Genomic DNA, 16,951 nt, shown 5'->3' with positions numbered 1-16,951 from the left:
GGCAGCGACGACAACCTCGGACGTGATGGGCGTGGGCCAAGATCCGTGAGGCTGCTCCGCGAACGTCACGGCTCCACGCTAGTCCCGCTGCACGTGAGCAGAGCGTCACGGGATGAGATCGCTGTCATGGCAGTCTCATCGGACCTTCACGACCGCCGCCGAGTCTGGGTTGCGTCGTCCCGAGCCGCGGGACCCGACCAACGGAGCAGACCGTGCCCAGACCCAAGCCCTGGACGTGGAAGGCCACCGCCGCAGGCATCGGTGCCGCCGGGATCGCCGCCGCGGTGGTCGGTGCCGGACCATCCGCCGCCGCCACCGCCGCTCCGGCGTCGGCGGAGGTGGTGCCGGTAGCGAGCTCGAACTCCAGCTCGAACTCGTCCAGCAACTCCAGCTCCAACTCGAGCTGACGACCTCCTGCGGCGGCCATCCGGCGACGGGGGCCGCCGCGGGCCGTCCGGAAGGAGTGCGGGTGAAGCGCCGCGAGGAGACGATCGTGTTCCGCTGCCGGGCCGAGGACCACGGGGTGATCGCGGAGCCGCAGCCGGCGCGAACCGTGCTGCCCGCGTGGCTGCGCCGCCTCCCCGGCGTCGACACCGAACGCGTGAGCCCCACCAACGACGCCATCACGGTCAAGCGCTGCATGCCCTTCCTCGACGCGCTGAGCACCGGCTGGATCCTCCCGCTGGCCGCCACAGTGCGGCTGGAGATCACCGACGGGGGCCGAACGGTGAACGCGGGCTGGGACTTCGACCGCGAGATGGTGAGCACCCACGCGCCGTTCCAGGTCGCCGGCAACCCCTACGAGCCGCGGCCGCCGATGAAGTTCCACAACCACTGGACGATCCGCACGCCGCCGGGCTGGAGCTGCCTGTTCGTACCGCCGCTGAACCGGCCGGACGACATCGTGGAGATCTTCAGCGGCGTCGTCGACACCGACACCTACACCGCGCCGGTGCACCTGCCGTTCGTCGCCACCGGCCCGGACGGCCTGCACGTCCTGCCGAAGGGGCGACCGCTCGCGCAGGTGATCCTGTTCCGCCGGGCGAGTACCGAGCTGCCGGCGTCGATCGGACCGGAGACCCCGGACGAGCGCGAGACCCGCAGGCGGGTGTTCCGCAGCACGAAGGCGGGTAACGGCTGGTACCGGCGGGCGGCGCGGGCCGCCCGATGACCGTCAGCGCCGCGGGCGCAGCGCCGTCCAGAGCAGTGCGACGGCCTCGCCGAGCGCCCGCATCCGGACGACGGGCAGCACGGCCAGCGCTCCGGTCAGCCCCGGCCACCAGCGGATCGACCCGTCGCCGCCGGCCGTGCCGAGCGCGGGGGTGGCGCAGGCCCGAACGGCGGCCGTGAGCGTCGGGTACACCAGGCCGAGCCGCGGGTCCCGGCACGACCGCACGGTGACCGGCACGCGCAGGAGATCGGGCAGCTCGCGCGCGATCCGCGAGCACTTGGGGCAGCCGACGTCGTAGACGACGACAACCGCGGTGGTCCTCACGCCGCGAGCATGCCAGCGACCAGTGCCGCCGTGCAGGTGAGGGCGAGGACGGGGCGCACGAGCGGCTCGGCGCGCGCCCACACGCGCGTCCAGGAGCCGTCGTCGCTCCACGCGTTCGACAGCAGCGGCATTGCGAGCCGGCCCGCCGCGAACCCCGCGGCCAGCATGAACACCGCCGGTAACGGGATCACGAGCACGGCAGCGGCCAGCGCGAGGTGCGGCAGCGCCGACGGCGAAAAGGTGCGCATCCCCGTGCCCATCTCGAACCCGAACTGCAGCGCGCCCCACCGGCGCAGGTGCCGCACGTCCTCGGGCACGAGCCGGCCGTTCTCCGGCACCCGGAACCGCAGGAGCCCGCACTCCCGCAGCAGCACGGGCACGGCCAGCAGGCCGAACAGGATCTCGCGGGCCGGGGCCGGCACCAGCACCTGCGGCAGCGCCCCGGCCACACCCGCGACGGAGGCCACGAGGACCGCCCCGAACAGCAGACCGGTGCCGAAGAACCGCACCACGGGCTCGTCGCGCCAGACCGACGCGCTCAGCAGGAACGCCGAGTTGTGGCTTCAAGTGCTGCCCGAGTTGGCGAAGCCCGCCGCCGCGCCGGCCACCGCCACGAGCAGCAGGACGGAGCCCGCCCACCACGCCTGCGCGCCGGCGAGCACCAGCGCGAAGGCCGGTGCGGCCGGGTGCAGGACCCAGCGGAAGCGGGCCGATGGCGATGGCGATGGCGATGGCGTCATCGCAGGTCAGCGTCGGAGCAGGCCGCGCCCGCGGTCGCCCATGCCCTCGTCCGCGGGCAGGCGGCACGCGGCGATCGTCAGGCCGTGGTAGGTCGTCCCGTCGGAGAACGTGACGTCGGTGATCGCGTCGGAGCAGCGGTAGCCGTTCCAGCGCCAGGCGTTCTTGCCGTGGCAGTTGGTGGTCAGGCGCGTGGACTCCACGTCCTCGTCGTCCAGCTGGTAGCGGCCCTCGATGTGGTAGCCGTTCTCGCACGGGTTGTTGCCGCGGCGCCAGCCCCCGTAGCAGACCGCGGGCCCGGTGGCGGGCCAGTTGTTGGCCTCCTCGTCGTAGTGACGCGGGGTGCACTGCCTGTGCTCGCTGCTGTCCTCGGGGTTGCGGTCCGGTGCGGCCGAGGCGCCGCGGCTCAGGTACCAGTCGAGCGGCACCAGCGCCGCCGCGGCCGCGCCGATCACCAGCGCGCGCAGCACCGTCCGTCGCGACGGCCGCAGCGCCCGGATCCGTGCCACCGCGGGGCTCGGCCGGGCCCCCGGCGGTGGGGTGGCGGCGCTCGGGATGTCGTCGAAGCGGGTCACGCCCTGGCCCCCTCGGTCTCGCGTGCCAGGGCGCCGGCGAGCGCCGGCAGGTCGGTGTCGGGGTAGACGAAGCTCCGGTCGCGCACGGCGCCGGCCGGGTCGACGGCGAGCACGGTCGGCGCGTAGCCCTCGTAGAGGTCGGCGCGGGCAGCCGGGTCGACGAGCAGCACGACCCCGCCGGCCGGCGCGAAACCGTCGGCGCGGTCGACGAGCGCGACCACCCGCACGGCTGTGTCGGCCACGTCGGCGAGCGCCGCGACCACCTCGTGGCACAGCCCGCAGTCGGCGTCGAGGACCGCCACGAGGGTGCGGCGCTGCCCGGGCCCGGGCCTGACGACAGCGGGCGCCGGACGGCCCACGAGTGCGGCGTACCCGGAGAGCCCGGCGGCGCGACCGGCCTCCAGCGCCCGCACCCGCGCATACACCGCGACGAGTGCCACGAGCGCGAACAGGGCGACGAGCAGCGCCAGCAGGGCAACCGAGACAGCGATGGACACGGCTCACCCCACCCAGCGGCCGGTGAGCCCGGACAGCGCGTCGACGAGGCCGTCGGCGGGAAGGTCCAGCGGCGGCTGCCCGGACTCGGGGCCGTGCAGCACCACGTCCATCGCGACGCTGTCGCCTGCGAGCAGGTAGCGCCACTCGTGCGCGGTGCCGGCGACGAGCGCGGCCTCGCGGGGCGCGAGGAGCCGCTCGGCCCGCCAGAGCTCCCCACCCGGGAGGCTCATCCCGGCCCAGTCCGGCAGGGACGGGAGCGCCTCGGCCACCCGGCGCACGAGCAGTGTCGACCGTGGGCTGCGGCCGATCACGGTGACGTCGGACTGCGCCACCAGCAGGTCCGAAACCGGGACGAGGGCGGCGCCTGCCGGCGAATCGGTGAACCGGAACGCCGACAGCAGTTCGGCGAGCCCGGCGTCCGGGGCCGGACCGGCGAACCAGGTCGTGGCCTCGTGGTGCGGGCCCGCGAGCACGAGCGCAGAGTCGCTGCGGTCGGGAGCCTCGAAGACGAGGGCGTCGAACCCGCGCACCGGCACCCGCCGCCGCCGCGCGTCCGGGAGCACGTGAGTCGGCACGGCCCGGTGTTCGCCGGCGGGCGCGAAGAAGAACTGCCGGGCCAGCCGGGGCCCGGTGAAGCGGGTGGTCGCGTACCAGTGGTGCTCGCCGAACGCGGCCGGGAGGGTGAGCTCGACCGGGTGCCCGGTGGGAGCGATCCGCGTCACCGCCGCCCATCCGGGTGCCTGCGCTGGGCCTGCCGTCACGGCGGCAGCCGTCATCTTCGTCCTCCACCTGCGTATCGGGTCGCCGGGCGGCATCCCTGCGGGTCAACGAGCCCGGGTGGGCAGCGGGAACTATGCGAACGAGTGATCTGGTGACTGCGGAGCGTGGTCGTCGCGGCCGTCCGGGGGACTGTCCGGTGTGCCCCGGTTCACGACATCCATCCCCCCATCGCGTGTGCTCCCGCACAACGAGGTGGCTCGAGGGCAGATACCCCGGACGACCCGGCGTTGTCCGCGATGCGGCGCGGACGCGGCGCGCGGGAAGGGGCGATCGGAATGATCGAGGTACGGGGACGGGTGGATGACGGCTTCGAGGACGTGCGGGAGGAGTTCGCCGCGTGTCTCGCCGAGGAGCCCGACGATCCCGGGTCGCAGCTCGTGGCGTACGTGGACGGCCGGCGGGTCGTCGACCTGTACGGGGGCGACGACATCACCGCCGACACGCTGACGGGGATCTTCTCGGTCACGAAGGGCGCAACCCACATCGTGGTGGCGCAGCTCGTGCAGGAAGGGGTGCTGGAGCTGGACGCGCCCGTTGCGACGCTGCCGTTCCCGCTGACGCTGCGCGAGCTGCTCGGGCACCGGTCCGGCCTGATCGGCGTGGACGGCGGGTTCACACTCGCCGAACTGGCCGACGACGAGATGCTCGCGGAGCGGTTGCGCGCGCAGCGCCCGTTCTGGACACCCCGGTCCGCGTACGGGTACCACGCGCTGGTGATCGGCGCGCTCGTCGGCGCGGAGTTACGGCAGGTAACCGGCCTGTCGGTGCAGAAGCTGTTCGCCAAGCGGCTGGGCGGCCGGGACCTGTTCCTCGGTCTGCCGGAGGACGAAGAGCCGCGCTTTCGCCCGGTGCTGCCCGCGACGGACGCGGAGCCGCTGCGGGACCCGGCGTCGCTGATGGCGGTCGCGTTCAACACGTCGGTCGACCTGGTGGACTTCGCGAACGACCGCAACGTGCGCGCGCTCGGGCAGGCGTCGGCGGGCGGGATCGGCAACGCCCGCGGCGTGGCACAGCTGTACGCGGAGGCCCTGCGGACGCTCGACCCCGCGACGATCACCACCTTCGCCACGCCCTACTCGCTCGGCCCGGACATGGTGACCGGGGAGACCGACCATTTCGGCATCGGCTTCGAGACGGTGGCGCATGACTACCCGTTCCTGTCCGCGCGCGCGTTCGGACACGCGGGCGCGGCAGGTTCGCTGGGCTGGGCCGATCCCGAGGTGGGCGTCGGGTACGGGTACGTGCGGCGGCGGATGGGCTTCCCCGGCCCGGAGAACCAGCGCCTCGGCGCCGCCGTGGTGCGGGCAGCGAGGCTGCGGCGGGGGTGACCCGGCCCGCGTAGCGTGGCCGTCGACGACCGTCCGCGTGAGAGGAGCTCAGATGCCCGAGCCGACAGGGCCCCGAACCCCGGAACCGGTCGACGCCGAGATCGTGCCCGACCCCACGCCGGCCCCGGCCCCACCCGCGACCGGGTACGACGAGCGCGGCGTACCGAGTCTGGACTACGTCCGCGACAAGATCGAGGGCCGCTACGCCACCTCGATCGGCGCGGCGGAGCTGGCCGAGGGCACCGCGGCGGCCCGCTCGGTGGAGGAGCAGGAGGCCGAGCGGGCCGCGAAAGCGAAGGCGAAGCTGGATGAGATCCGCCGCAGCATGGGCAACTGACGCGGGTTCGGGTCAGGCGCCGGCGCGCTTGAAGATCTTCTTGCCCAGCCAGACCACCGGGTCGTACCTGCGGTCGACCACGCGCTCCTTCAGCGGGATGAGGGCGTTGTCGGTGATCTTGATGTGTTCCGGGCAGACCTCGGTGCAGCACTTGGTGATGTTGCAGTAGCCCAGGCCGTGCTCCTCCTGCGCCGCCTCCTTGCGGTCGGCAACGTCGAGGGGGTGCATGTCGAGCTCCGCGATCCGCATCAGGTAGCGCGGGCCGGCGAAGTTCTCCTTGTTCTCCTCGTGGTCACGCACCACGTGGCAGGTGTTCTGGCACAGGTAGCACTCGATGCACTTGCGGAACTCCTGGCTCCGCTCGACGTCGACCTGCTGCATCCGGTACTCGCCCGGCTCCAGGTCGGGCGGCGGCGCGAAGCTCGGCACCTCGCGCGCCTTCGTGTAGTTGAAGGACACGTCGGTGACGAGGTCGCGGATCACCGGGAACGTCCGCAGCGGCGTGACGGTGATGACCTCGGTCTCCTCGAACGTGGACATCCGGGTCATGCACGCCAACCGCGGCCTGCCGTTGATCTCCACGCTGCACGAGCCGCACTTGCCGGCCTTGCAGTTCCAGCGGACGGCGAGGTCCTGGGCCTCGGTCTGTTGCAGCCGGTGGATGATGTCGAGGACGACCTCGCCCTCGTTCACCTCCACCGGGTAGTCGACGAGCTCACCCTTCTCGGAATCGCCCCGCCAGACGCGGAAGTGCGCGTCGTAGGTCATGCCTTCTCTCCCCCAGAGTCTGCAGCGGAGTCCGCGCGGTGTCCGCCCAGCTCTTCGCCGGTGTAGTACTTCTTCAGCTCGTCCAGCTCGAACAGGTCCAGCAGCTCCGGCCGCATCGACACCTGCTCCTGGCGAACCAGCTCGACGTTGTCCTCGCCCAGCGCCGACAGCACCAGCAGCACGTGCCGCCAGTCGGAGTCCATCACCGGGTAGTCGTCGCGGGTGTGCCCGCCGCGGCTCTCCTGCCGCTCCAGCGCCGCCTTCGCGACGCACAGCGAGACCAGCAGCATGTTGCGCAGGTCCAGCGCCAGGTGCCAGCCCGGGTTGAACTCGCGGTGCCCCACGACGCCCACCGTGCGCGTGCGCGTGGCGATCTCCTGGAGCTTCTTGAGCGCCGTCTCCATCTCGTCGGCCTTGCGGATGATGCCGACGAGCTCGTGCATCGTCTTCTGCAGCTCGAGCTGCACGACGAACGGGTTCTCCCCGCCCTCCGTGGCCGACGAGAACGGCAGCAGCGCGCGCTCCTCGGCGGCCTCGACGTCGGCGGCGCGCACCGCGGGCCGCTCGCTGCCGAGCCCGTCGATGTACTCGGCCGCGCCGCGCCCGGCCCGACGGCCGAACACCAGCAGGTCCGACAGCGAGTTGCCGCCGAGCCGGTTGGAGCCGTGCATGCCGCCCGCAACCTCGCCCGCCGCGAAGAGGCCCGGCACCTTCGACATCGTGGTGTCCGGCTCGACCTCCACGCCGCCCATCACGTAGTGGCAGGTGGGTCCGACCTCCATCGGCTCCTTCGTGATGTCGACGTCGGCCAGCTCCTTGAACTGGTGGTGCATCGACGGGAGCCGCCGCTTGATCTCCTCCGGCGACAGCCGCGAGGCGATGTCGAGGAACACGCCGCCGTGGGGGCTGCCCCGCCCGGCCTTGACCTCGGAGTTGATCGCCCGCGCGACCTCGTCACGGGGCAGCAGCTCCGGGGGACGCCGGTTGTTGTCGGCGTCGGTGTACCAGCGGTCCGCCTCTTCCTCGGACGTGGCGTACTGGTCCTTGAAGACGTCCGGGATGTAGTTGAACATGAACCGCTCGCCATCGGAGTTGCGCAGCACACCGCCGTCGCCGCGCACCGACTCCGTGACCAGGATCCCCTTCACCGACGGCGGCCAGACCATGCCCGTCGGGTGGAACTGCAGGAACTCCATGTTGATCAGCGTCGCGCCCGCGCGCAGCGCGAGCGCGTGCCCGTCGCCGGTGTACTCCCAGGAGTTCGACGTCACCTGGTAGCTCTTCCCGACCCCGCCCGTGGCCAGCACGATCGCGGGGGCGTCGAACCGGACGAAGCTGCCGGTGCTGCGGTAGTAGCCGAAGCAGCCGGCGATGCGGCCTACCTGCGCTTCGTTGTCACCAGTCTTGAGGAGGTCGGTGATCGTGGTCTCGTGGAAGACCCGGATGTTCGCCTCGTAGTCGCCGGTGGCGGCGTAGTCCTCCTGCTGCAGCGACACGACCTTCTGCTGGAGGGTGCGGATCATCTCCAGCCCGGTGCGGTCGCCGACGTGCGCGAGGCGCGGGTAGGTGTGGCCGCCGAAGTTGCGCTGGCTGATCTTGCCGTCGGCGGTGCGGTCGAAGAGCGCGCCGTAGGTCTCCAGCTCCCAGACCCGGTCCGGGGCCTCCTTGGCGTGCAGCTCGGCCATGCGCCAGTTGTTGAGGAACTTCCCGCCGCGCATGGTGTCGCGGTAATGGACCATCCAGTTGTCGTTCGGGTTGACGTTCCCCATCGACGCGGCGCAGCCGCCCTCCGCCATCACCGTGTGCGCCTTGCCGAAAAGCGACTTCGAGATGATGGCCGTGCGCTTGCCCTGGGAGCGGGCCTCGATCGCGGCCCTGAGTCCGGCGCCCCCGGCGCCGATCACGACCACGTCGTACTCGTGCCGTTCGATTTCAGTCATTGCCATCGCCTCAGTTGATGATCCGCAGGTCGGGGATCCAGCCCGCCGACACAGCCATGATGTAGAAGTCGGTGACCGCCAACGTGGCCAGTGTGAGCCACGCCAGTTGCATGTGCTTGCCGTTGAGCTTCGAGACCTGCAGCCAGAGCTTGTAGCGAAGCGGGTGCTTCGAGAAGTGGTTCAGCCTGCCGCCGATGATGCTGCGGCAGGAGTGGCAGGAGATCGTGTACGCCCAGAGGGCGATCACGTTGCCGAGCAGGATCAGGTTGCCCAGGCCCAGGCCGAACTCGCCGTCCGCCGTGCGGAACGCGAGGATCGCGTCGTAGGTGTTGATGACCGAGATGATCGCCGCGGCGTAGAAGAAGTACCGGTGCAGGTTCTGGCCCAGCAGCGGGAAGCGGGTCTCACCCGTGTACTTCCGGTGCGGCTCGGCCACCGCGCACGCGGGCGGCGACAGCCAGAAGGCCCGATAGTAGGCCTTGCGGTAGTAGTAGCAGGTGAGCCGGAACAGCAGCAGGAACGGCAGAGTCAGCGCCGCGTAGGGCAGCCACCAGACGTCCGGCAGGAAACGGCCGAAGTGTGCGGCCTCAGGGACGCACCCAAGCGATACGCACGGTGAGTAGAACGGCGTCAGGTAGTTGTACGGCTCAACGAAGTACCACTCCTGCATGAAGGCCCGCACGGTCGCGTAGGCGACCCACGCGGCGAGCCCGGCGAAGGTGGCCAGGGGTGGCAACCACCACCGGTCCGTTCGGAGCGTCCGCGCCGGGATCTGCGCCCGGCCGGCGGACGCGTCTGTGGTGGATGACACGTCAGAGGTTCCCATCATCTTCTGCGGTGCCGACGCCGCCCGCAGAAGCCGCGGCGTCGGGACATCTGATCGGCGGGAGCCTACGACGCCCCGCGCGCCTCGCGCGGCCGACCATCCCAGTCTGTTCCCGATCGTGATGTGATTCACGCATGGCCTCTGAGCTGCGGACATGCGGAAACCACGCTCCTGCCGTGCGGGGCGGGAGCGTGGTTCCACGGTCCTCGGCGCAACCCGCGCCGAGGGGCTGTCAGGACGAGTGCCGCCCTCCTGTCGTCGCGGTGAGGTAGTCGCGGTTGAGCTGTGAGATGACGTCGAGCGGGATCTCCTTGGGGCAGGCGACCGCGCACTCGCCGGTGTTGGTGCAGCCGCCGAAGCCCTCGGCGTCGTGGCGCTCCACCATCCGGACGACGCGGTCGGCGCGCTCCGGCTGGCCCTGCGGCAGCTCCCCGAGGTGCGTGATCTTGGCCCCGAGGAACAGCGACGCGCTCCCGTTCGGGCACGCCGCCACACACGCTCCGCAACCGATGCACGCGGCCGCCGTAAAGGCGCGCTCGGCGTTCGGCTTCGGGACGGGCGTGGCGTGCGCCTCGGGGGCGGACCCGGTCGGCGCGGAGATGTACCCACCGGAGGCGATGATGCGGTCGAACGCCCCGCGGTCCACCACGAGGTCCTTCACCACCGGGAACGCCGCCGCGCGGAACGGCTCGACGGTGATCGTCTCGCCGTCGCGGAAGTGGCGCAGGTGCAGCTGGCAGGTGGTGGTGGCCTTCTGAGGGCCGTGCGGCTGGCCGTTGATGACCATGCTGCAGGCACCGCAGATGCCCTCGCGGCAGTCGTGGTCGAACGCGACCGGCTCAGCGCCGTCGAGGATCAGCTTCTCGTTGAGCACGTCCATCAGCTCGAGGAACGACATGTCCTCGTCGGCGTCCTCGACCAGGTACGCGACCAGCCGACCCTTGTCGGCGGGCCCGTCCTGGCACCAGACGCGCAGGTTCAACTTCACTTGTAGCTCCGCTGGCTGGGGGTGACGTAGTCGAAGGTCAGGTCCTCCTTGTGGAGGACCGGGGCGCGGCCCTGGCCGGTGAACTCCCAGGCCGCGACGTAGGCGAAGTCCTGGTCGTTGCGGGCGGCCTCGCCGTCCTCGGTCTGGCTCTCGGCGCGGAAGTGCCCACCGGCGCTCTCCGTGCGGTGGAGCGCGTCGAGGCACATCAGCTCGCCCAGCTCCAGGAAGTCGGCCACCCGGCCGGCCTTCTCCAGCGACTGGTTGAGCGTGGCGGCAGAGCCCGGCACCTTGACGCTGCTCCAGAACTCGCGGCGCAGCTCGGGGATGCGGTCGAGCGCCTTGCGCAGGCCCTCGTCGGAGCGCTCCATCCCGCACTGGTCCCACATGATGTGGCCCAGCTCGCGGTGGAACGAGTCGACCGTGCGGTCACCGTCGATCGAGAGCAGCGTCTCGACGCGGTCGGCGACGATGCGCTCGGCGTCGAGCACCTCGGGGGCGTCAGCGGCCACCGGTTCGACCCCGCCGCGGGCCAGGTAGTCGCCGATGGTCGTGGGCAGCACGAAGTAGCCGTCGGCGAGGCCCTGCATCAGCGCGGACGCGCCGAGCCGGTTGGCGCCGTGGTCGGAGAAGTTGGCCTCGCCGATCACGAAGAGCCCGGGGATGCTGCTCTGCAGGTCGTAGTCGACCCACAGCCCGCCCATCGTGTAGTGCACGGCCGGGAAGATCCGCATCGGCACGGTGTAGGGGTCCTCACCGGTGATGCGCTGGTACATCTCGAAGAGGTTCCCGTACTTGGCCGCGACGGCCGCCCGGCCCAGCCGGGAGATGGCGTCGGCGAAGTCGAGGTACACACCCAGGCCCGTCGGCCCGACGCCGCGGCCCTCGTCACAGACGTCCTTCGCGGCCCGGGAGGCGATGTCGCGCGGCACGAGGTTGCCGAACGCCGGGTACTTCCGCTCCAGGTAGTAGTCCCGCTCGTCCTCGGGGATCGCGCCCGGCGCGCGGTCGTCGCCTTTGCGATTCGGCACCCAGACGCGGCCGTCGTTGCGCAGCGACTCGCTCATGAGCGTGAGCTTCGACTGGTGGTCGCCGCTCACGGGGATGCACGTCGGGTGGATCTGCGTGTAGCAGGGGTTGGCGAACAGCGCGCCCTTGCGGTGCGCCCGCCAGCTCGCCGTGACGTTGCAACCCTTGGCGTTGGTCGAGAGGTAGAAGACGTTGCTGTAGCCGCCGGACGCGAGGACCACGGCGTCGGCGAGGTGGCTGCGCGTCTCCCCGGTGACGAGGTCACGCGCGACGATGCCGCGGGCGCGCCCGTCGACCACGATCAGCTCGAGCATCTCGTGGCGCGGGTACATCGTGACGCCGCCGGCATCGACCTGGCGCTCCAGCGCCTGGTACGCGCCGAGCAGCAACTGCTGGCCGGTCTGCCCGCGCGCGTAGAACGTGCGGGAGACCTGGGCGCCGCCGAACGAGCGGGTGTCGAGCAGCCCGCCGTACTCGCGAGCGAACGGCACGCCCTGCGCCACACACTGGTCGATGATCTGCAGGCTGATCTCCGCGAGGCGGTGCACGTTTCGACTCACGCGAGCGGAAGTCGCCGCCCTTGACGGTGTCGTAGAACAACCGGTGCACGCTGTCGCCGTCGTTGCGGTAGTTCTTGGCGGCGTTGATGCCACCCTGCGCGGCGATCGAGTGCGCCCGACGAGGGCTGTCCTGGTAGCAGAAGGAGCTGACCTGGTAGCCCAGCTCGGCCAGCGACGCCGCCGCGGAGCCGCCCGCGAGGCCGGTGCCGACGACGATGACCTTCATCCGGCGCTTGTTGGCCGGGTTGACCAGTTTGACGCCGAAGCGGCGCCGCTCCCAGCGGGTCTCGATCGGCCCGTCGGGCGCCGCGGTGTCCACCACCGGGGTGCCGATGGTGAAGTCGGAGTAGGTCTCGGACAGGCTCATCGTCAGCCCACCAATCCGGTCATGACGGCGAACGGGACGGACAGGAAGCCGGCGACCAGCACGATCGCGACACCCATGGCGACGCCCTTGAGGACGTTCTGGGTGGCGGCGCTGGACCGGCCGAGGGTCTGAAGACCGCTCCACAGCCCGTGCCGGACGTGGAAGCCCATGGCGATCACCGCGAGCGCGTAGAAGACGGTGACGTACCAGCGCTGCGGCGCGAAGTCCGCGACGACGTTCCCGTAGACCGCGCCGGGCACGCCGTTGGGGTTGAGCGTGCCGGTGGTGAGGTCGAGCAGGTGGTAGATCACGAACAGCAGGATGATCACCCCGCCCCAGCGCATCGTGCGGGCGGCGTAGCTGGCCTGCACGGGCGGTCGGTACGCGTAGCGCACGGGCCGGGCCCGGCGCGCGCGGCGGGCGAGGATCGCGGCCGACACGATGTGCGCGACCACCGAGACCGTCAGCCCCAGCCGCACGATCCAGAGCAGTGTCTCCGCCGGCAGGGCGGGCTCCCCGACCGTGCGCAGCCACGCGGCGTAGGTGTCGATGGCGTCGGCCCCGAGGAAGATCTTCAAGTTCCCGATCATGTGCGCTACCAGGTAGAGCAGCATGATCGCGCCGGACACGGCCATGACGATTTTGAGCTTGATGGACGTGCTGCGCACAGGCCTTGCCCGCGCCACCGGCCGCTCCGCGACGGTCACCATGGCCGCAAGCGTTGTTAGCGCAACCGCTCGCCGTCCAATGCATCGAGGCCGGGGACGCGATGTACGTAAGCTATAACCGTGACGTTCCAGCAGCTCGCGTACTTCGTCGCCGTGGCCGACGTGCGCAGCTTCACTCGTGCGGCGGAGTCCTGCGGCGTGGCCCAGCCCACCTTGTCTCGTCAGCTGATGGCTCTGGAGCGGGAGCTGGGCGCGGCGCTCGTCGACCGCGGCGGCCGGGACGGGCCCGTGCTCACCCCGGCGGGCGCGGCACTGCTCCCGCTCGCCCGCCGGATGCTCGCCGACGCCGACACCGCGCGCACAGCCGTGGCCGAGATCGTCGGGCTGCGCAGCGGGCGAGTCCGGGTGGGCGCCACCCCGTCGCTGTGCATCGGCGTGCTGGCCGACGCGCTGCGCGTGTTTCACGACCAGTACCCCGACATCGCGCTGGAGCTGTCGGAGAGCGGCTCGCAGCCGCTGGTGCGCTCGCTCGTGCGCGGGGAGCTGGACCTCGCGCTCGTGATCGTGCCGCCGGGCGGCATCGACCCGGCCCTGCACGCCACTCCCCTGCTGCGGGAACGGCTCTCGGTGGCGTCACCGACGTCGGAGCGGGCGCCGTCGCGCGGGTCGCTCAACCTGCACGAGCTGGGCAGACGACACCTCGTGATGCCGCGCAAGGGCTACGACGTGCGCGAGACCACGCTGCGCGCGCTCACCGAGGCCGGCGTCACGCCCCGCTTCGCCGTGGAGGGCGGCGAGATGGACGCGGTGCTGCGGCTGGTGGAGGCCGGCACCGGGTTGGCGGTGGTGCCGGACCTCGTGTTCGCGGGGCGCCCGCGGCTGCGCCGCACAGTGCTCACCCCACCGCTGTACCGGACGGTGGCGCTCGCGCGGCGCGCCGACCTGGCCCCGACCCACGCCATGCGCGCCTTCACCGACACGCTGCTGTCGTTCCTGGGGGTGCTGTCGGCGGGCGACGGGTTCACCGGCGACGTGCAGGTGATTCGCCCGACGGCCGGCTGAGACGCACGGCCGGGACGGCGGGCGCGAGTTACCGTCGAGTGGTGGACCATGCGGCGCGATGGAGGACTGGCACGGCGGCAGCCGGAGGCTGAAGAAGTAGCCGCCAGGCGTCGCGGACGTCGTCAGTCCTCCACGGGCTCCGCGCCGAACTCGTCGGCCTCGGCGCCGTGCTCGGCGAGGGCCTCCTTCACCACCCGGTACGCCACGCCCGCGCCATAGCCCTTGCGGGCGAGCATCCCCACGAGCCGCCGCGCCGCGGCCGTGCGCTGGTCGGCGGTGGCGACCGTGAGCGAGCGGAGCTTGCGGTCGACGAGCTCGCGCGCCCGCCGCTCCTCGGACTCCGCGTCGACCTCCGCGAGCGCCTCCCCGGCGTCCTCGTCGCTCACGCCCTTGCGCCGCAGCTCCATCGCGATGGCCCGCCGCGCCAACCCCCGGTAGGCGTGGCGGGAACGGACCCACTGGCCGGCGAACGCGGCGTCGTCGATGAGCCCAACCTCGTCGAACCTCTCCAGCACCACCCCCGCCGCCTCGTCCGGTATCCCCTTGCGGCGAAGCGCCTGCCCCAGCTCCTGGCGAGTGCGGGCCCGGTCGGTGAGCAGCCGCAGGGTGATCTCCTTGGCCAGGGCGACCGGGTCGGCGTCGGGGTCGAGCTCCTGCGGGCCCCGGCGGGACCGCCCGCGGGGCGAGCGCCCCTCCTCCTCCGCCGCCGCCGCCACCGTGGTGGCATCCGGGCCGGAGTGGCCGTCGGACCGCTCGACTGCAGGGGAGCCGTCGGACCGCTCAGCGGCGCGGGAGCCGTCGGACCGCTCAGCGGCGCGGGAGCCGGCGGCGCGCCCAACAGCGCCGCGGCGCCGGGTCCGTGCGCCGCGCCGCGCCTCCTCGCTATCCGGGCCGGCAGCGCTTCGCTGCCCCGCCTCCCGGCGGGAGCCGCGGCGGCGCGCACCGCCTTCCAGCTGGGCCACCCGGACGTCCTGGTCCCCGATGTCTTGGCGGAGCGCTGTGAGCTGCTCGGCGTCGAACAGCGCGACCGCCGCCTCCGGAGCGGAGCCGCCGGCCGGAGCCGTATCGAACGTGGCGACCTGCGCCGGCCCGGCCTCCGGCTCGGCCCCGGCGAGGTTGGTGAGGTCGGCGGAGGTGTGGGCCGGCGCGTCGGGGAGTGCGGCGCCGAACCGGGCCACGGGGGCCTCGGTCCGTTCGCCGCCGAGCCCATCGAGCCCGTCGAGCCGCGCTACCGCAACCTCGGCCTCGGCCGGGGCCTCGGCGGCCTCCCGGCGCTTCACCTCGCTCAGAAGTCGACCGGGGCGGGCAGCGGCGCGACCTCGGCGTCGACCTGGGCACCGATGCCGAGCTTCTCCTTGATCCGCTTCTCGATCTCGTTGGCGACGTCGGGGTTCTCGCGGAGGAACTTCCGGGCGTTCTCCTTGCCCTGCCCGAGCTGGTCGCCCTCGTAGGTGTACCAGGCCCCGGACTTGCGGACGATGCCCTGCTCGACGCCCACGTCGACCAGCGAACCCTCGCGGCTGATGCCGTGGCCGTAGATGATGTCGAACTCCGCCTGCTTGAACGGCGGTGCCACCTTGTTCTTGACGACCTTGACGCGGGTGCGGTTGCCGACCATGTCGGAACCGTCCTTGAGCGTCTCGATGCGGCGGACGTCGAGGCGGACGGACGAGTAGAACTTGAGCGCCCGGCCACCCGTGGTGGTCTCGGGGGATCCGAACATCACCCCGATCTTCTCGCGCAGCTGGTTGATGAAGACCGCGGTGGTGCCGGAGTTGCTGAGCGCACCGGTGATCTTGCGCAGCGCCTGGCTCATCAGCCGGGCCTGGAGGCCGACGTGGCTGTCGCCCATCTCGCCCTCGATCTCCGCGCGCGGCACGAGAGCCGCCACGGAGTCGATGACGATGATGTCGAGGGCGCCGGAGCGGATGAGCATGTCGGCGATCTCGAGCGCCTGCTCTCCGGTGTCGGGCTGGGAGACCAGGAGCGCGTCGGTGTCGACGCCGAGCGCCTTGGCGTACTCCGGGTCGAGCGCGTGCTCCGCGTCGATGAACGCCGCGATACCCCCGGCCGCCTGCGCGCTGGCCACCGAGTGGAGCGCAACGGTGGTCTTACCGCTGGACTCCGGGCCGTAGATCTCCACGACCCGGCCGCGGGGCAGGCCACCGACGCCGAGCGCGACGTCGAGCGCGATGGACCCGGTGGGAATCACCCCGATGGGCGGGCGGGTGTCGTCGCCGAGACGCATCACCGAGCCCTTGCCATGGTTCTTCTCGATCTGGGCGAGGGCGAGCTGCAACGCCTTCTCGCGGTCGGGTGCGGTCATCGCCGGGTTCTCCACCTCGTGCTCGGGATGTTCTCGATCACCGTCGACGGTAGAGGGAACCACCGACAGTCCGTGGGCGGCGGCCGGATCTGTGGATGGCCGACCCGCGGTGTGGACAAGAGCCTAGCGAACACCTGTTCGAGCGCGCAGGCGACACGCCCGCGTGGTAGAGGCCTCGTTCGGCCTGCGTCCTACCTGCGCTTGGGCGGCACGTCGTAGACCTCGCAGACCGCGCGCCACACATCGCGCGGGTCGATCCCCGCCTCCAGCGCCTCCTCGACGGTGCGCCCGCCCAGCTCGGAGAAAACGTGGTCGCGGGCCACAGCGGCCGCCCTGGCCGGGCCGAACTCGCCGTCCATCAGCTCCCGGAAGTACGTCAGTCGCACCTCCTCAACGGTAGTGGCACGCTGCGGGTGTGCCGGAGCTGCTGCCGGGAGTCTGGTCCGCCCTCGGCGGGCGGCCCGCCGAGCTCGCGAGGTGGGAGCGCACCGGCCCGCAGGCCACCCTGCGCTCGGCCTTCCCCGTGACGGACGCCGGCGCCGCCGCCGTCGGGGCGAGCCTGCTCGCCGCCACGCTGGTGCGGTGGCCACGAACGTTGCCGGGGTGATCGCGGGATCAGAACGGCGCCTCGCAAGGCGCCCCCGCACCCTCGTACCGGGCGTACTCGGG

Annotated in this window: 20 protein-coding genes and 1 pseudogene; 6 read left to right on the top strand and 15 right to left on the bottom strand. The window is 71.9% G+C overall.

Going from position 1 to position 16,951, the window contains the following annotated elements; genetic code table 11:
* Window positions 1-212 precede the first annotated feature (212 nt).
* Both ABD143_RS25605 and ABD143_RS25600 read left to right on the top strand, forming a co-directional pair.
* Window positions 213-407: a hypothetical protein gene (locus tag ABD143_RS25605; protein WP_343983470.1), complete on the top strand. Its 195-nt coding sequence runs from the start codon at window positions 213-215 to the stop codon at window positions 405-407.
* 62 nt (window positions 408-469) lie between these two features.
* The gene (locus tag ABD143_RS25600) at window positions 470-1,171 is read left to right on the top strand and encodes a DUF6065 family protein (RefSeq protein WP_343983466.1); all 702 of its coding nucleotides are present in this window, start codon (window positions 470-472) and stop codon (window positions 1,169-1,171) included.
* 3 nt (window positions 1,172-1,174) lie between these two features.
* On the opposite strand, the gene ABD143_RS25595 is transcribed toward ABD143_RS25600, so the two are convergent.
* The 6 genes from ABD143_RS25595 to ABD143_RS25570 are packed head-to-tail and all read right to left on the bottom strand — an operon-like array spanning window position 1,175 to window position 4,082.
* Entirely contained in the window at window positions 1,175-1,495 is a 321-nt protein-coding gene (locus ABD143_RS25595; RefSeq protein ID WP_343983463.1) for a hypothetical protein, read from the bottom strand.
* Window positions 1,492-2,004, bottom strand: coding sequence for a hypothetical protein (locus ABD143_RS25590; RefSeq protein ID WP_343983460.1), 513 nt, complete (start codon window positions 2,002-2,004; stop codon window positions 1,492-1,494). The genes ABD143_RS25595 and ABD143_RS25590 overlap by 4 nt, the downstream gene beginning before the upstream one ends.
* 54 nt (window positions 2,005-2,058) lie before the next feature.
* Window positions 2,059-2,235 (bottom strand): hypothetical protein, encoded by a 177-nt coding sequence (locus ABD143_RS25585; RefSeq protein WP_343983457.1) that lies wholly within the window; start codon window positions 2,233-2,235, stop codon window positions 2,059-2,061.
* 6 nt (window positions 2,236-2,241) lie between these two features.
* Window positions 2,242-2,808: a hypothetical protein gene (locus tag ABD143_RS25580; RefSeq protein WP_343983455.1), complete on the bottom strand. Its 567-nt coding sequence runs from the start codon at window positions 2,806-2,808 to the stop codon at window positions 2,242-2,244.
* Window positions 2,805-3,305, bottom strand: coding sequence for a hypothetical protein (locus tag ABD143_RS25575; protein WP_343983452.1), 501 nt, complete (start codon window positions 3,303-3,305; stop codon window positions 2,805-2,807). Before ABD143_RS25575 ends, ABD143_RS25580 begins: the two co-directional genes overlap by 4 nt.
* Before the next feature lie 3 nt (window positions 3,306-3,308).
* Window positions 3,309-4,082 (bottom strand): hypothetical protein, encoded by a 774-nt coding sequence (locus ABD143_RS25570; protein WP_343983450.1) that lies wholly within the window; start codon window positions 4,080-4,082, stop codon window positions 3,309-3,311.
* Between the two features lie 279 nt (window positions 4,083-4,361).
* On the opposite strand from ABD143_RS25570, the gene ABD143_RS25565 reads away from it, so the two are divergent.
* Together ABD143_RS25565 and ABD143_RS25560 are read left to right on the top strand one after the other, a co-directional pair.
* Window positions 4,362-5,414, top strand: coding sequence for a serine hydrolase domain-containing protein (locus tag ABD143_RS25565; protein WP_343983447.1), 1,053 nt, complete (start codon window positions 4,362-4,364; stop codon window positions 5,412-5,414).
* 52 nt (window positions 5,415-5,466) lie between these two features.
* Complete coding sequence (locus ABD143_RS25560) at window positions 5,467-5,751, top strand: hypothetical protein (RefSeq protein ID WP_343983444.1); 285 nt, start codon at window positions 5,467-5,469, stop codon at window positions 5,749-5,751.
* 12 nt (window positions 5,752-5,763) lie between these two features.
* On the opposite strand, the gene ABD143_RS25555 is transcribed toward ABD143_RS25560, so the two are convergent.
* From ABD143_RS25555 to ABD143_RS25530, 6 genes and pseudogenes are all read right to left on the bottom strand, one after another.
* Window positions 5,764-6,519 (bottom strand): succinate dehydrogenase/fumarate reductase iron-sulfur subunit, encoded by a 756-nt coding sequence (locus tag ABD143_RS25555; RefSeq protein ID WP_343983441.1) that lies wholly within the window; start codon window positions 6,517-6,519, stop codon window positions 5,764-5,766.
* Window positions 6,516-8,459: a fumarate reductase/succinate dehydrogenase flavoprotein subunit gene (locus tag ABD143_RS25550; protein WP_343983438.1), complete on the bottom strand. Its 1,944-nt coding sequence runs from the start codon at window positions 8,457-8,459 to the stop codon at window positions 6,516-6,518. Before ABD143_RS25550 ends, ABD143_RS25555 begins: the two co-directional genes overlap by 4 nt.
* Before the next feature lie 10 nt (window positions 8,460-8,469).
* A complete protein-coding gene (locus tag ABD143_RS25545) occupies window positions 8,470-9,285 on the bottom strand; it encodes a hypothetical protein (protein WP_379659942.1) in 816 nt (271 codons plus the stop codon).
* A gap of 232 nt (window positions 9,286-9,517) precedes the next feature.
* Window positions 9,518-10,273, bottom strand: coding sequence for a succinate dehydrogenase/fumarate reductase iron-sulfur subunit (locus tag ABD143_RS25540; protein ID WP_343983432.1), 756 nt, complete (start codon window positions 10,271-10,273; stop codon window positions 9,518-9,520).
* Window positions 10,270-12,226: pseudogene (locus ABD143_RS25535) on the bottom strand (fumarate reductase/succinate dehydrogenase flavoprotein subunit). The gene ABD143_RS25540 and the pseudogene ABD143_RS25535 overlap by 4 nt, the downstream one beginning before the upstream one ends.
* 2 nt (window positions 12,227-12,228) lie before the next feature.
* Window positions 12,229-12,936 (bottom strand): succinate dehydrogenase cytochrome b subunit, encoded by a 708-nt coding sequence (locus ABD143_RS25530; protein WP_343983430.1) that lies wholly within the window; start codon window positions 12,934-12,936, stop codon window positions 12,229-12,231.
* 78 nt (window positions 12,937-13,014) lie between these two features.
* Here ABD143_RS25530 and ABD143_RS25525 point away from each other — a divergent pair, with 78 nt between their 5' ends.
* The gene (locus ABD143_RS25525) at window positions 13,015-13,956 is read left to right on the top strand and encodes a LysR family transcriptional regulator (RefSeq protein ID WP_343983427.1); all 942 of its coding nucleotides are present in this window, start codon (window positions 13,015-13,017) and stop codon (window positions 13,954-13,956) included.
* Window positions 13,957-14,078: 122 nt separating this feature from the next.
* Here ABD143_RS25525 and ABD143_RS25520 read toward each other — a convergent pair whose 3' ends face one another.
* The 3 genes from ABD143_RS25520 to ABD143_RS25510 form a co-directional block, all read right to left on the bottom strand.
* Window positions 14,079-14,672, bottom strand: coding sequence for a regulatory protein RecX (locus tag ABD143_RS25520; protein WP_379659949.1), 594 nt, complete (start codon window positions 14,670-14,672; stop codon window positions 14,079-14,081).
* Window positions 14,673-15,241: 569 nt separating this feature from the next.
* Window positions 15,242-16,282, bottom strand: coding sequence for a recombinase RecA (gene recA, locus ABD143_RS25515; protein ID WP_343983425.1), 1,041 nt, complete (start codon window positions 16,280-16,282; stop codon window positions 15,242-15,244).
* 191 nt (window positions 16,283-16,473) lie between these two features.
* Entirely contained in the window at window positions 16,474-16,668 is a 195-nt protein-coding gene (locus ABD143_RS25510) for a DUF3046 domain-containing protein (RefSeq protein WP_343983423.1), read from the bottom strand.
* 29 nt (window positions 16,669-16,697) lie between these two features.
* Here ABD143_RS25510 and ABD143_RS25505 point away from each other — a divergent pair, with 29 nt between their 5' ends.
* Entirely contained in the window at window positions 16,698-16,889 is a 192-nt protein-coding gene (locus ABD143_RS25505) for a hypothetical protein (protein ID WP_343983420.1), read from the top strand.
* Window positions 16,890-16,951: the final 62 nt, after the last annotated feature.

This window comes from Pseudonocardia aurantiaca (assembly GCF_039526725.1).
Lineage (GTDB): Bacteria > Actinomycetota > Actinomycetes > Mycobacteriales > Pseudonocardiaceae > Pseudonocardia > Pseudonocardia aurantiaca.
The sequence above is the reverse complement of the archived record's forward strand: the minus strand, read 5'-3'. Positions and strand labels throughout refer to the sequence as shown.

Excerpts from the sequence above, each read along its gene's own strand:
- ABD143_RS25585 (WP_343983457.1), bottom strand. The coding sequence starts at position 2,235 with ATGACGCCATCGCCATCGCCATCGCCATCGGCCCGCTTCCGCTGGGTC.
- ABD143_RS25570 (WP_343983450.1), bottom strand. The coding sequence starts at position 4,082 with ATGACGGCTGCCGCCGTGACGGCAGGCCCAGCGCAGGCACCCGGATGG.
- ABD143_RS25565 (WP_343983447.1), top strand. The coding sequence starts at position 4,362 with ATGATCGAGGTACGGGGACGGGTGGATGACGGCTTCGAGGACGTGCGG.
- ABD143_RS25560 (WP_343983444.1), top strand. The coding sequence starts at position 5,467 with ATGCCCGAGCCGACAGGGCCCCGAACCCCGGAACCGGTCGACGCCGAG.
- ABD143_RS25555 (WP_343983441.1), bottom strand. The coding sequence starts at position 6,519 with ATGACCTACGACGCGCACTTCCGCGTCTGGCGGGGCGATTCCGAGAAG.
- ABD143_RS25550 (WP_343983438.1), bottom strand. The coding sequence starts at position 8,459 with ATGACTGAAATCGAACGGCACGAGTACGACGTGGTCGTGATCGGCGCC.
- ABD143_RS25545 (WP_379659942.1), bottom strand. The coding sequence starts at position 9,285 with ATGGGAACCTCTGACGTGTCATCCACCACAGACGCGTCCGCCGGCCGG.
- ABD143_RS25530 (WP_343983430.1), bottom strand. The coding sequence starts at position 12,936 with ATGGTGACCGTCGCGGAGCGGCCGGTGGCGCGGGCAAGGCCTGTGCGC.
- recA (WP_343983425.1), bottom strand. The coding sequence starts at position 16,282 with ATGACCGCACCCGACCGCGAGAAGGCGTTGCAGCTCGCCCTCGCCCAG.